Source organism: Streptomyces sp. PSU-S4-23, assembly GCF_055632315.1.
In genome coordinates, this window is sequence record NZ_JBVMUU010000002.1 from 6,154,753 (window position 1) to 6,167,735 (window position 12,983).

The window sequence follows — 12,983 nt, forward strand, 5'->3', positions numbered from 1 at the left end:
GAGCAGGGCGGACGGGCGCGGTGGCACGTCCGGCCCGCGCCCAGTGTCTACTTGCGGCGCTTGTAGAACGGCAGCGCCACGACCTCGTACGGCTCGTGGCTGCCCCGGATGTCCACCGCGACCCCGGTGGTGCCGGGCGCGGAGTGCGCCGCGTCGACGTACGCCATGGCGATCGGCCGGCCCAGCGTGGGGGAGGGGGCACCGGAGGTGACCTCGCCGACCACCTCGCCACCGGCGACGACCGGGTACCCGGCCCGCGGGACCCGCCGGCCCTGCGCGACCAGGCCGACCAGCACGCGCGGCGGGTTCTGCGCGGCCCGCTCGGCGGCCTCGCGCAGCGCCGCGCGCCCCACGAAGTCGCCCTCCTTCTCGAACTTCACGACCCGGCCGAGCCCGGCGTCGAAAGGAGTCAGGGACGTGCTGAGCTCGTGCCCGTACAGGGGCATGCCCGCCTCCAGGCGCAGCGTGTCCCGGCAGGACAGCCCGCACGGGACGAGGCCGACGGGCGCGCCCGCCTCGGTCAGCGCCTGCCACAGCTTCTCGGCGTGCTCGGGGGCGACGAACAGTTCGAAGCCGTCCTCGCCGGTGTACCCGGTGCGCGCGATGAGCGCCGGGACGCCGGCGACCGTGCCGGGCAGGCCCGCGTAGTACTTGAGGCCGTCCAGGTCGGCATCGGACAGGGACTTCAGGATGCCGGGGGACTCGGGGCCCTGGACGGCGACGAGGGCGTAGGCGTCCCGGTCGTCGCGGACCCGGGCGTCGAAGCCGGAGGAGCGCTCCACCAGCGCGTCCAGCACCACCTGGGCGTTGGAGGCGTTGGCGACGACCATGTACTCCTGTTCCGCCAGCCGGTACACGATCAGGTCGTCGAGGATGCCGCCGTCCTCCCGGCAGATCATCGTGTAGCGGGCGCGGCCGACGCCGATGGAGGACATGCTGCCCACCAGGGCGTGGTCCAGGAACCGGTCCGCCCCGGGTCCGGTGACCGTGATCTCGCCCATGTGCGAGAGGTCGAAGAGACCCGCCTTCGTCCGGACGGCGACGTGCTCCTCGCGCTCGGAGCCGTACCGCAGGGGCATGTCCCAGCCGGCGAAGTCGGTCATCGTCGCGCCGAGCGAACGATGCAGGGCATCGAGCGCGGTACGGCGCGGGGGGCTGCTGCTCATCGGTTGTGCTCCCAGGGCGATGGAGTCCCCCGCGCGGCGGAGCCGGGCGTGGGGAGGACGGGGTCGTTCCTCCCCATCTGTCATCGGAACCTGAGAGGTTCGCCATGACTCCCGCGGCGGGTCGTCACGGCTTGCACCTTGGGTGGAGCCACTGGTCAGCGGCCCGCTTTTCAGATGTGCCTCGCCCGCGCGGTACGGGGCCTGAGAGATTCAAGGGAGGGACTTGCTCCTTCGGCGCCCGGGCACATGTCGGTACCCGGAACTCTCCCGCGCGGATTCAAGCGGCCGGTATGCAGTTGGCGCGCTCATCATCGCATGCCGCGCCCGCTCGTGGCAGGCCGCATCTGTAACCGGCTTGTGGCGCTACGGGCACGAAAACGCGAGACACCGTGCATTACCTTCTCTTTACGCTCGACGGGGACAGGTACGTCCCGGCCCCAAGGGAGGACGATCACGGTGAACAGGACCACGGCATACGCCACGACCTCGGGCGTCGCGGTGCACAAGCAGCCCGGAGCCACGGCCCTGGAGAACCGCGGCCCGCTGCCTGCGGCCGTGGTCCGCGATCTGCGCGACCGCACGGGCCGCAGCCCGCGCGGGCTCACCTTCGGCGCGGCCGACCTCGTCGTGGTCACCGGGCTGCCCGGCAGCGGCAAGTCCACGCTCATGCGGCGCGCCGTGCGGGGCACCCGCATCGACTCCCAGGACACCCGCGACCGCTGGGACACCCGCCTGGCCGGTGTCCTGCCCTACGCGGTCTACCGCCCCCTCGTCCGCCTCGCCCACTACGCGGGCCTGCGCCGCGCACTGCGCGCGGGCACGGCGGTGGTCGTGCACGACTGCGGTACGCAGGCGTGGGTGCGCGGCTGGCTGGCCCGGGAGGCCCGCCGCCGCGGCGGCACGCTGCACCTGCTCGTGCTCGACGTCGGCGCGGACACGGCCCTGGCGGGCCAGCGCAGCCGCGGCCGCGGTGTCTCGCGCTACGCGTTCCTCAGGCACCGCCGGGCGACGCGGCGGCTGCTGCGCTCCGTCGAGCGGGGCCGTCTGCCGCGGGGCTGCGGCTCGGCGGTCCTGCTCGACCGGGACGCGACCGACACCCTGCGCCGGATCGGTTTCGCCGGCTGACCGGCCCCGGGCGCGCAGGCGTTAGCCTTTCCAGCCACAGCAGTGGTTCTGAGCAGGCGGTAGGCAGATGGACTTCCCGGCGGATCTTCCCGCGGACTTCCCCGCACAGGCGCACCCCCATCCGCACGGCGGATGGCCGGGCAACGAGTTGGAGGAGGTGCTCTCCGCCTCGCTCGGCGTCCCCTCGGCCGCCGGCCGGATCCTCGAGGTCCTCGGCCGCAGCTTCCTCTGGGTGCCGCTGCCGGACGGCGGCGGCCCGCACAGCGGCCCCCTCGACCTGCCCACCCTGGACATCGAGGGCCAGGCGTACGTGCCGGTGTTCAGCTCGGAGGAGCAGTTCCGGCAGGCCGTCGGCCACCACATGTCGTACACGATCGCGCCCGCCGCCGAGTTCGCCCGCGGGCTGCCCCCGCAGGCCGGCATCGCGGTCAACCCGGGCGGCGTGGTCGGGGTGCCGCTGCCGCCGGACGCGGTGGCCGAGCTGTGCCGGGCCGGGCGCACCCCGCTCGACGGCCCGGCGAGCGGCGGCCGCGTCCGCCTGTTCGAACCCGACTGGCAGGACGACCCGGTGGACTTCCTCGCCGCCGCGTCGGCCGAGTTCGACGGGACCGGTGTGGTGGTCACCGCGCGCCGCTGCCTGGCCGTGATCGAGACGGCCGACCCGGTCATGTTCATCGGAGTCGAACTCGCCTCCACGGAGGCCGACCCGCACGCGCTTCCGCTGGAGGCACTCGGCCGGGCGCTCGGCAAGGTGCCGGTCAAGACGCCGGTGAACATGGTGTTCCTGGACATGGTCCAGGACCCGGTGGGCGACTGGCTGCGGGAGCGGGTGCGGCCGTTCTACCAGCGCGGTCACTGAACGGCCCGCCGGCGGTGGACGGCACGCGGCCGGCGGCGGGGGGGGCGGCGCGCCCCCAGGGCGGGGCGCGGCGCGGCCCACGGCGGCGCGTCGCGCGTCGCGTTGCTGTCGCAGGCGCGCCGTAACCTGGTTTCATGACCGGAGCGGGAGGCGCTCCCGGCCGGGGGCCGGGTCGGCTCCCGGACAGTGGAGAATGGCCCGGTCGGGGTGGTGCGGCTGACATCCGCGCGCAACGCGCGGGAGACATCCGTGGGGACTGTCGGGTTTGTCGTGAAGGGGCGGTAGAGGGTGAGCGCGTCGGGCACGGCCGCGGCCGGGCAGGTCGAGCACATGCTGCGCCAGGTGACGCCCGGGCGCTACGACGCCTACGAGGCGCTCCTTCACGTGCTGGCGACCCCGTCGTCCGGCCAGGTCTGGATGCTGCTGTGGCACGGCCAGGCCGGCTCGCCCGACGCCCAGTACGGGACCATGGAGGTGGGCGGCCACGGCTACGCCCCCTGTGTCACCTCCGCTCAGGAACTGTCGGCCAGCGGCTGGAACCGCTCGTACGAGGTGGTCGACGGCCTCGACGTGGCCCGCACCCTCTACCCGGACCACTACGGCCTCTGGCTGAACCCGCACGCGCCCGGCGGCGGCGTCGGCATCCCCTGGCTGGATCTGCGCCGCATCGCCACCGGCCTGGAGCGCCAGCCCGCGGGGCCCCTCAGACTGTCGGAACCGGCCATCGAGATCCCGCAGTTCTACGCCCTGCTCGCGCAGAACGCGCACCGGACGCCCGCCGTGCGCTCACTGCGCCGCGCCTGGGTGCAGCCCGCGCTGGGGGCGCCGTACCTGGCGATCGGCCTGGACGTGTACGACACCTCGCCGCCCGCCGTCGACTCGGTGCGCGCGATGATGCAGCAGTCCGTCGTCGCCGTTCCCGAGGGACTGCCGGTGTCGACCGTCGTGATGTCCGACGAGTACGACCCGGTCGCGATGTGGCTCCGCGCCCGCGCCCGCCCCTTCTACGACCGCGAGGCCCACGCGGCACCGGCCCAGGCCCCCGCGGTCGGCGGCTACGGCTATCCGCCCGTCCCTGGCGCATACTGACCCGGACGGTTCCCGGTCCTCGGACGTGTCCGGCGGTGGCAGCGTCTCTTCGCGCGTAGATGAGGGTGGATGGGGCGGATTTCGCCCTGTGTGTCCCTTTCGCTCTCGTCCGCCCCGCGTTACCCACTGTCCGGATAACGGAACCCTCCTGCTCGCATCACGTTTACGCATCCATTCACCGCCAAGTCTGGCAACAGATCGCAGAACCGTTGAAGACTCCCGCTCCAGGGGTGCTTCACCCCTTCGTACGACGGACTGAAGACGCCGCTACCGCGGCGAGTGCGGGCCGGCCACCGCCGGTTGAGAGGGGTCCCTGCCACATGACGGCACCATTGCACGAGCCGACCGCGGAAGCGGCCCCGAGCGCTGCCGAGGAGGCTGCGGTTGCCAGCGCCGGGGTGAAGGCCGTACAGGGGCGTTCCCTGGGCCGGATCGCCTGGGAGCGCCTCAAGCGGGACAAGCTCGCCCTCACGGGCGGCGTCGTCGTGCTCGTGCTCATCGCGCTCGCCCTGCTCGCCCCGGTGATCACACACCTGGTCGGCCAGGATCCGGACGCCTACCACGAGAACCTGATCGACCCGCTGTTCGGCACCCCGAGGGGCTCGCTGGGCGGCATCAGCGGCGATCACCTGCTGGGCGTCGAGCCGGTCAACGGCCGCGACATCTTCGCCCGCATCCTCTACGGCGCCCGTGTCTCGCTCCTGGTGGGCTTCCTGTCCGCCATGGTCGCCGTCGTCCTGGGCACCGTGCTGGGCATCCTGGCCGGCTTCTTCGGCGGCTGGGTCGACTCGCTCATCAGCCGCGTGATGGACGGCCTGCTGGCCTTCCCGCAGCTGCTGTTCACGATCGCCCTGGTCTCCGTCATGCCGAACAACATGCTGGGCCTGACCGGGTCCAGCGTGCGCGTGTTCGTGATGATCCTGGTCATCGGCTTCTTCGGCTGGCCCTACATCGGACGCGTGGTGCGCGGCCAGACGCTCTCGATGCGCGAGCGCGAGTACGTCGAGGCCGCCCGATCGCTGGGCGCGGGGCGGTTCTACATCCTGTTCAAGGAGCTGCTGCCCAACCTCGTCGCGCCGATCATCGTCTACACGACGATGATGATCCCCACCAACATCCTCACCGAGGCGGCACTCAGCTTCCTGGGCGTGGGCGTCAAGCCGCCCACCTCCTCCTGGGGGCAGATGCTTTCGAGCGCGATCGACTACTACGAGTCGGACCCCATGTACATGGTGGTCCCGGGTGTGGCGATCTTCATCACCGTTCTTGCCTTCAACCTCTTCGGCGACGGCGTGCGGGACGCGCTGGACCCGAAGGGCTCCCGCTGACTGCCGTACACCAAGCGTCCCGTGGCACTTGCACGGGGTCTCTCATCAATCCGGAGGATCCGAGATCGTGACTACCCAACGCACCTCAGGGCGGCGTAAGCAGGCGTTGGCCGCTGCTGCCGCGGTCGCCGCGCTGCTGACCACGGCGGCGTGCGGCGGCGGCAATGACAACGGCGGCGGGTCGAAGACCGGCGCGGCCGGCTTCGACGCCGCCAACAACAAGGTCGCCCAGGCCTCCGCGGCCAAGAAGGGTGGCACGCTGAAGTTCGGCGGCGCCCAGGACGCCGACTCGTGGGACACCACGCGCGGCTACTACGGCTTCATGTGGAACTTCGCCCGCTACTACAGCCGCCAGCTCGTCACGAACCAGACGCAGCCGGGCAAGGCCGGTGCCGAGCTGACCCCGGACCTCGCCACCGGGCTCGCCAAGGTCACCGACGGCGGCAAGACCTACACGTACACCCTGCGTGACGGCGTCACGTGGGAGGACGGCAAGCCGGTCACGTCCAAGGACATCAAGTACGGCATCGAGCGCGTGTGGGCGCAGGACGTGCTGTCCGGCGGCCCGGTGTACCTGAAGGACGTCCTCGACCCCAAGGGCGAGTACAAGGGCCCCTACAAGGACACCAGCAAGGACAAGCTGGGCCTGAAGGCCATCGACACGCCGGACGACAAGACCATCGTCTTCCACATCCCGCAGGCCAACTCGGACTTCGAGGAGATGCTGGCCCTGGTCTCGGCCTCCCCGGTCCGCCAGGACATGGACACCAAGTCCAAGTACGGTCTGCACCCCTTCTCCTCCGGTCCGTACAAGTTCCAGTCGTACAGCCCGGGCAAGAACCTGACGCTGGTCCGCAACACCCAGTGGAAGCAGTCCTCGGACCCGATCCGCAAGGCGTACCCGGACAAGATCACCGTCCAGTTCTTCTCGGACGCCAACCAGCTGGACCAGCGCCTGCTCAACGGCGACCTGGACCTGGACATCAACCAGACCGGCATGTCGCCGCAGGGCCGCACCACCGCCCTGAAGGAGCACAAGGGCAACCTGGACAACCCGGTCTCCGGCTACATCCGCTACGCGGTCTTCCCGCAGAGCGTGAAGCCGTTCGACAACGAGCACTGCCGCAAGGCCGTGATCTACGGCGCCGACCACGTGTCGCTGCAGACCGCCCGCGGCGGCCCGGTCGCCGGTGGTGACATCGGCACCAACATGCTGCCCCCGTCCGTCGCGGGTGCCGAGGGCCAGAAGTACGACCCGTACGAGCTCGCCGGCGCCAACAAGAACGGCAACGTCGCCAAGGCCAAGGAAGAGCTGAAGGCCTGCGGCAAGCCCAGCGGCTTCTCGACCACCATCGCGGTCCGCAACAACAAGCCGGTCGAGGTGGCCACCGCCCAGTCCCTGCAGGCGTCGCTGAAGAAGGTCGGCATCACCGCGCAGATCGACCAGTACGACGGCTCGCAGACCACCGGCATCATCGGCAGCCCCGCGAACGTCGCGAAGAAGGGCTACGGCATCATCATCATGGGCTGGGGTCCGGACTTCCCGTCCGTCCAGGGCTTCGGTCTGCCGCTGTGGGACAGCAAGTACATCCTGCCGAGCGGTAACTCCAACTACGCGCTGATCAAGGACAAGGCGATCGACGGCCTGTTCGACCAGTACGTCAACACCCTGGACGACGCCGCCAAGACCAAGATCTCCACGGAGATCAACCACAAGGTCATGGAGGGCGGCTACTACCTGCCCTTCGTCTTCGAGAAGTTCATCAACTGGCGCTCGGACAACCTGGCGAACGTCTACACGACCGACGGCTACAGCGGCATGTACGACTTCGTCAACCTCGGTCTGAAGTCCGCGAAGTAAACCCGGCACACCCGCCGTACGGCACGAAAGGCAGGTGAAGGCCGGCGCGGCGTGAGCGCGGGCCATCGGACGACCTCCGATGGCCCGCGGTCCGCGGCGGGCCGTTAGCTGTGCTCGCTTACCTCATCAGGCGGCTGTTCGCCGCCGCAGTGATGCTCGTGGTCATCGTCATGGTGGTCTTCGGCATCTTCTTCCTCGTCCCCAAGTGGGCGGGCGTGGACATCGCCTCGAGCTTCGTGGGCAAGCAGGCCGACCCCGCCGCCGTCGAGGCGGTGCGGCAGAAGCTCGGACTCGGCGACCCGATCTACTCCCAGGTCTGGGAGTTCTTCAAGGGCATCTTCGTCGGCCGCACCTACTCGGGCGGCGGGGACGTGACCCAGTGCGCCGCCCCGTGCTTCGGCTACTCCTTCCGCAGCGAGCAGGCCGTCTGGCCGGTGCTGACCGACCGCTTCCCGGTGACCCTGGGCCTCGCGCTCGGTGCCGCCGTGCTGTGGCTGGTCTTCGGTGTCGCGGCGGGTGTGCTCTCCGCGCTCAAGCGGGGCAGCATCTGGGACCGCGGTGCGATGGTCGTCGCCCTCGCGGGTGTCTCCCTCCCCATCTACTTCACCGGTCTGCTCAGCCTGGCGATCTTCGCCTTCGGCCTGAAGTGGATCGACGCGCAGTACGTGCCCCTCGACCAGAGCTTCGGCGGCTGGTTCGGCGGCATGATCCTGCCCTGGATCACCCTCGCGTTCCTGTACGCGGCGATGTACGCCCGGATCACCCGCGCCACCATGCTGGAGATCCTCGGTGAGGACTACATCCGCACGGCGCGCGCGAAGGGCCTCAAGGAGCAGGTCGTCATCGGCAAGCACGCCATGCGCTCCACGATGACGCCCATCCTGACCATGCTCGGCATGGACCTCGGCGCGCTCATCGGCGGCGCCATCCTGACGGAGTCCACGTTCAACCTGCCCGGTCTCGGCCGGGCCGTGCTGGACGCCATCAGGAACCAGGACCTGCCCATCATCCTGGGCGTCACCCTGATCACTTCTCTCGCGGTGCTGATCGCCAACCTCGTGGTGGACGTCCTGTACGCCGTGATCGACCCCCGAGTGAGGCTCGCATGACCGAACTCAGCAAGAGCGGATCGGCCGTGGGCGAGCCCACGAGCGGTGCGCCCGCGCCGAGCGCCTTCCTCGAAGTGCGCGACCTGAAGGTGCACTTCCCGACCGACGACGGTCTGGTCAAGTCCGTCGACGGGCTCAGCTTCCAGCTGGAGAAGGGCAAGACCCTCGGCATCGTGGGCGAGTCGGGTTCCGGCAAGTCGGTGACCTCGCTCGGCATCATGGGCCTGCACACCGCCGGCCAGTACGGCAAGCGCAAGGCGCAGATCTCCGGCGAGATCTGGCTGGACGGCACGGAGCTGCTGTCCGCCGACCCGGACCACGTGCGCAAGCTGCGCGGCCGCGAGATGGCGATGATCTTCCAGGACCCGCTGTCCGCGCTGCACCCGTACTACACGATCGGCCAGCAGATCGTGGAGGCGTACCGCATCCACCACGACGTCGACAAGAAGACCGCCCGCAGGCGGGCGATCGAGATGCTCGACCGGGTGGGCATCCCCCAGCCGGACAAGCGGGTCGACAGCTACCCGCACGAGTTCTCCGGCGGTATGCGCCAGCGCGCGATGATCGCGATGGCGCTGGTCAACAACCCCGAGCTGCTCATCGCGGACGAGCCGACCACCGCGCTCGACGTGACCGTGCAGGCGCAGATCCTCGACCTGATCCGCGACCTGCAGAAGGAGTTCGGCTCCGCGGTCATCATCATCACCCACGACCTGGGCGTCGTCGCCGAACTGGCGGACGACATCCTGGTGATGTACGGCGGACGCTGTGTCGAGCGGGGCCCGGCCGACAAGGTGTTCTACGAGCCGCGGCACCCCTACACCTGGGGCCTGCTCGGCTCGATGCCGCGCCTCGACCGCGAGCAGCAGGACCGCCTCATCCCGGTCAAGGGCTCCCCGCCCTCCCTCATCAACATCCCGTCCGGCTGCGCCTTCAACCCGCGCTGCCCGTACGCCGACATCCCGAAGGACAACGTCACCCGCACGGTCCGGCCCGAGCTGACCGAGGTCGGCAGCCGGCACTGGGCCGCCTGCCACCTGACGCAGGAGCAGCGGGAGCGTATCTGGACCGAAGAGATTGCGCCGAAGCTGTGAGCGAGAACCCCAAAGACGCGGCAGTGACGATTCCTGCGCAGAGCGGCGGTGCGACCCTCACCAAGGACGCCGCCCCCGGTGAGACCCTGCTGAAGGTCACCGGGCTTCAGAAGCACTTCCCGATCCGCAAGGGCCTGCTCCAGCGGCAGGTCGGTGCGGTGCGTGCGGTCGACGGTCTGGACTTCGAGGTCAAGGCCGGTGAGACGCTCGGCGTCGTGGGCGAGTCCGGCTGCGGCAAGTCGACGATGGGCCGGCTGATCACCCGGCTGCTCGAACCGACCGCCGGCACGATCGAGTTCGAGGGCCGGGACATCACGCACCTGGGTGTCGGCGGGATGCGACCGCTGCGCCGCGATGTGCAGATGATCTTCCAGGACCCCTACTCGTCGCTGAACCCGCGGCACACGATCGGCACGATCGTCGGCGCCCCCTTCCGGCTGCAGGGCGTCACGCCCGAGGGCGGCATCAAGAAGGAAGTGCAGCGGCTGCTGTCGGTCGTGGGTCTCAACCCCGAGCACTACAACCGCTATCCGCACGAGTTCTCCGGCGGCCAGCGCCAGCGCATCGGCATCGCCCGCGCGCTCGCGCTCAACCCGAAGCTGGTCGTGGCCGACGAGCCGGTCTCCGCGCTGGACGTGTCGATCCAGGCGCAGGTGGTGAACCTGCTGGACGACCTCCAGGAGGAACTGGGCCTGACGTACGTGATCATCGCGCACGACCTCTCGGTCGTCCGGCATGTCTCGGACCGGATCGCGGTGATGTACCTCGGCAAGATCGTCGAGCTCGCCGACCGCGAGTCGCTGTACCGGGCGCCGATGCACCCGTACACCAAGGCGCTGATGTCGGCGGTGCCGATCCCGGACCCGAGGCGCAAGACGGCGAAGAGCGAGCGCATCCTGCTCCAGGGCGACGTCCCCTCGCCGATCGCGCCGCCGAGCGGCTGCCGCTTCCACACGCGGTGCTGGAAGGCGACGGAGATCTGCCGGACGACCGAGCCGCAACTGCTGGAGCTGAAGCCGGGGCAGCGGGTGGCCTGCCACCACCCGGAGAACTTCGAGGACCAGGCGCCGCAGGACACGGTGCTGCTGTCCGACGCCAAGGAGGCGGCGAAGCTGGTGGCCGACGAGGTCCTCGCGGAGTCGGCGGAGACGTCGGCGGCGGTGGCCGCGGAGGTGGAGGCCGAGGCGGAGGCTTCCGCGGAGGAGCCGGACGAGGCGGAGGCTTCCGCGGAGGAGCCGGCCGAGGCGTCCTCCGAGCGGTCCGCGACCGCTGGGGGAGCCGCCGAGGAGCCGGCGGCCGCCGAGGAGGAGGCCGCGGCCGACGGCCAGGAGCCGACCGGCAAATAGCGCATGACCGGTGACGAAGACCTGTGCATGCCCGAACGGGAGAGTGCCGAGTCCGGTGCGTCCGTCCGATCGACCCGATCGGCAGGAACGCCCGAAGGACGACTCGCGCACTCTCCCGTTCGGCGTGCCCGGCCCGGATCCGTGCCGGGTGCCCGGCCGGTCTCATGACCGGGACCGGGGTCAGCACATGGGGTTGATCTTGTCGGTCTCGTTCACGGCGCCGGACCAGGAGTACTCGTCGTTGTCGCTGAAGTAGTAGTAGGTGGCGCCGTTGGGCGCCATGGCCACGGTGATGCCGCCGAAGCCGGACATGAACGGTACGTAGAAGGAACAGCTGTACTGCGGGTAGGCGGCCGGGGTGAACTGCTTGGCCCACACGCCGTTGTTGTACTGGAAGGGCGTGGTGCCCGTGGTGACCAGCCCGCGGTCGGCCGGGTCGCGCTGCATGGTGGCGGCCAGCGCCGTGGGACTGATCACCTGGGCCCCGGCGATCCGGCCGGAGTCGTTGTTGAGGAACTTGGCGACCTTGGCGATCGAGTCCCGGGTCCAGAACATTCCGTAGCCGCCGAAGGGGGCGCCGGTGGCGGAGTTGCCGGTGCGCTCACTGACCAGCGAGTCGGGAGCGACGTGCAGCGGGGTGAGTACGTCGTCGCGGAGGAGGTTGAAGATGTCGGCTCCGCCGCCGGCCCTGGACTGCAGGTAGTTGTTCTCGGCGCGGGCGGCCAGGAACGTGTCCGAGCTGTGGTAGACCCACTGGGTGCCCGGGGCCGCTTTATGGGGGAAGGCCAGGGCGTCGGCCATCTTGGACGTGTACGCCTCGGCGGTGAAGAAGCTGGACATCAGGCTTCCGCCCTCGTCGACCTCGTAGCCGGACGAGTTGTAGTTGCCGGTCGCCATGTCCAGCGCGTTGTTCAGGGTGACGCTCGACCAGTCACCTGAACCGGAGGCCGTCTCGGGCACCCACGTCCTGATGAGCTCCTGGGTGACGCCGTCGCCGTAGAGCTGCTGCAGTCGCATGGCGGCCACGCCGGCGAAGGCGGTCTTCGCGGTGGAGTACGACGGCAGCAGCATCTCGGAGCAGAAGGCGTAGGTGCCGTAGCGGGTGGTGCAGCCGGAGGTGTAGTTGACGCCGTTGACGAACAGCCCGTAGGAGGTCATGTCGGCGGGGGTGACCCCTGCCCCGAACTGGGTGAGGTCGATGCCGGCGCCGGGGTAGTCGGTGGCCAGCGCGCTGATCGGTTTCGTGGGCAGCCGGTCGGCGACCTCGGCCGCGTAGGCGTTCTCGACGGCGGGGCCGTCGGGGACCGTCGCACGGGTGTAGCCGGCGGACAGCTGGCCCCACATGTTGAACTTCTGGTACTCGCAGGTCTCCTGGGTGACCTGGTAGCGCACCTTGCTGATGGTGCTGGAGTCGAACAGGAAGGTCATCTCGCCGTTGTGGACGCAGTTGGCGTTCCGCTCGACGAGAGCGAAGGGGAGGGACGCGCGGGTCATCCCGTTGTCCGCGTTCTCGTCCCAGACCCTGCCGGGGCCCACGGCCAGGTTCCAGACCGTCGATCCCGTATAGGTCAGGCCGCGGACCGTGGGGATCAGATGGCTGCCGTTCTGGACCAAGGTGACCGACACGGGCGGCAGGTGCTTCCACACCGAGTCCTTGAACGAGGTCCTGTTGTAGGTGTCGACCAGCTCGCTGAAGCCGCCGCCGGTCGCGGTCCCGTTCAGTGTGAGGGTGCCCTCGAAGGTGTGGCTCGGCGGCGCCGCGCCGGCCGGCAGGGCGAAGGCGGAGTCGTCGACCGGTGCCGTGCTGCTTCCGGTGGTCAGGTCCGTACGGGTCAGCAGCGTGCGGCTGACCGATCCGCTGCCGGTGAGGGGATCACCCGGGACAGGGGTGATCGTGGTGGCCGACGCCGTGCCGGCGCCGGTGACGGGCAGGCACACCACCACGACCAGGGCCGCAAGGGCCTTGCTGATTCTGCTGTTTCTCATGCTGCTCCACCGTTCTTGTG

At 70.0% G+C, this 12,983-nt stretch carries 10 protein-coding genes and 2 riboswitches; of the genes, 8 read left to right on the top strand and 2 right to left on the bottom strand.

Annotation, left to right across the window (positions count from 1 at the left end; translation table 11 throughout):
* Window positions 1-47 precede the first annotated feature (47 nt).
* Window positions 48-1,166: a glycine cleavage system aminomethyltransferase GcvT gene (gene gcvT, locus ACZ79I_RS28115; RefSeq protein WP_471500624.1), complete on the bottom strand. Its 1,119-nt coding sequence runs from the start codon at window positions 1,164-1,166 to the stop codon at window positions 48-50.
* 67 nt (window positions 1,167-1,233) lie between these two features.
* Window positions 1,234-1,346: riboswitch (glycine riboswitch) on the bottom strand.
* A riboswitch (glycine riboswitch) is annotated at window positions 1,347-1,446 on the bottom strand.
* 170 nt (window positions 1,447-1,616) lie between these two features.
* Between gcvT and ACZ79I_RS28120 the strand changes: the two genes are divergently transcribed.
* The 8 genes from ACZ79I_RS28120 (at window position 1,617) to ACZ79I_RS28155 (ending at window position 10,977) form a co-directional block, all read left to right on the top strand.
* Window positions 1,617-2,291, top strand: a complete 675-nt coding sequence (locus tag ACZ79I_RS28120) for an AAA family ATPase (protein WP_471505282.1) — start codon at window positions 1,617-1,619, stop codon at window positions 2,289-2,291.
* A 67-nt stretch (window positions 2,292-2,358) separates the two neighbouring features.
* On the top strand, window positions 2,359-3,150 hold the full coding sequence (locus ACZ79I_RS28125; RefSeq protein WP_471500626.1) for an enhanced serine sensitivity protein SseB: 792 nt from the start codon (window positions 2,359-2,361) through the stop codon (window positions 3,148-3,150).
* Between the two features lie 288 nt (window positions 3,151-3,438).
* Window positions 3,439-4,239, top strand: coding sequence for an enhanced serine sensitivity protein SseB C-terminal domain-containing protein (locus tag ACZ79I_RS28130; RefSeq protein ID WP_471500628.1), 801 nt, complete (start codon window positions 3,439-3,441; stop codon window positions 4,237-4,239).
* A 320-nt stretch (window positions 4,240-4,559) separates the two neighbouring features.
* Window positions 4,560-5,567, top strand: a complete 1,008-nt coding sequence (locus tag ACZ79I_RS28135; protein WP_471500630.1) for an ABC transporter permease — start codon at window positions 4,560-4,562, stop codon at window positions 5,565-5,567.
* 67 nt (window positions 5,568-5,634) lie between these two features.
* A complete protein-coding gene (locus ACZ79I_RS28140) occupies window positions 5,635-7,428 on the top strand; it encodes an ABC transporter substrate-binding protein (RefSeq protein WP_471500632.1) in 1,794 nt (597 codons plus the stop codon).
* A gap of 110 nt (window positions 7,429-7,538) precedes the next feature.
* Complete coding sequence (locus ACZ79I_RS28145; protein ID WP_471500634.1) at window positions 7,539-8,537, top strand: ABC transporter permease; 999 nt, start codon at window positions 7,539-7,541, stop codon at window positions 8,535-8,537.
* Window positions 8,534-9,631 carry an ABC transporter ATP-binding protein gene (locus tag ACZ79I_RS28150; RefSeq protein ID WP_471500636.1) on the top strand — a complete coding sequence of 366 codons (1,098 nt, stop codon included), beginning with the start codon at window positions 8,534-8,536 and terminating at the stop codon, window positions 9,629-9,631. The genes ACZ79I_RS28145 and ACZ79I_RS28150 overlap by 4 nt, the downstream gene beginning before the upstream one ends.
* Before the next feature lie 23 nt (window positions 9,632-9,654).
* The gene (locus ACZ79I_RS28155; RefSeq protein ID WP_471500638.1) at window positions 9,655-10,977 is read left to right on the top strand and encodes an ABC transporter ATP-binding protein; all 1,323 of its coding nucleotides are present in this window, start codon (window positions 9,655-9,657) and stop codon (window positions 10,975-10,977) included.
* A gap of 180 nt (window positions 10,978-11,157) precedes the next feature.
* Here the strand turns inward: ACZ79I_RS28155 and ACZ79I_RS28160 are convergent, their stop codons facing one another.
* A complete protein-coding gene (locus ACZ79I_RS28160; RefSeq protein WP_471500640.1) occupies window positions 11,158-12,963 on the bottom strand; it encodes a serine hydrolase domain-containing protein in 1,806 nt (601 codons plus the stop codon).
* Between the last annotated feature and the right edge of the window lie 20 nt (window positions 12,964-12,983).

Excerpts from the sequence above, each read along its gene's own strand:
- ACZ79I_RS28135 (WP_471500630.1), top strand. The coding sequence starts at position 4,560 with ATGACGGCACCATTGCACGAGCCGACCGCGGAAGCGGCCCCGAGCGCT.
- ACZ79I_RS28125 (WP_471500626.1), top strand. The coding sequence starts at position 2,359 with ATGGACTTCCCGGCGGATCTTCCCGCGGACTTCCCCGCACAGGCGCAC.
- ACZ79I_RS28150 (WP_471500636.1), top strand. The coding sequence starts at position 8,534 with ATGACCGAACTCAGCAAGAGCGGATCGGCCGTGGGCGAGCCCACGAGC.
- ACZ79I_RS28160 (WP_471500640.1), bottom strand. The coding sequence starts at position 12,963 with ATGAGAAACAGCAGAATCAGCAAGGCCCTTGCGGCCCTGGTCGTGGTG.
- gcvT (WP_471500624.1), bottom strand. The coding sequence starts at position 1,166 with ATGAGCAGCAGCCCCCCGCGCCGTACCGCGCTCGATGCCCTGCATCGT.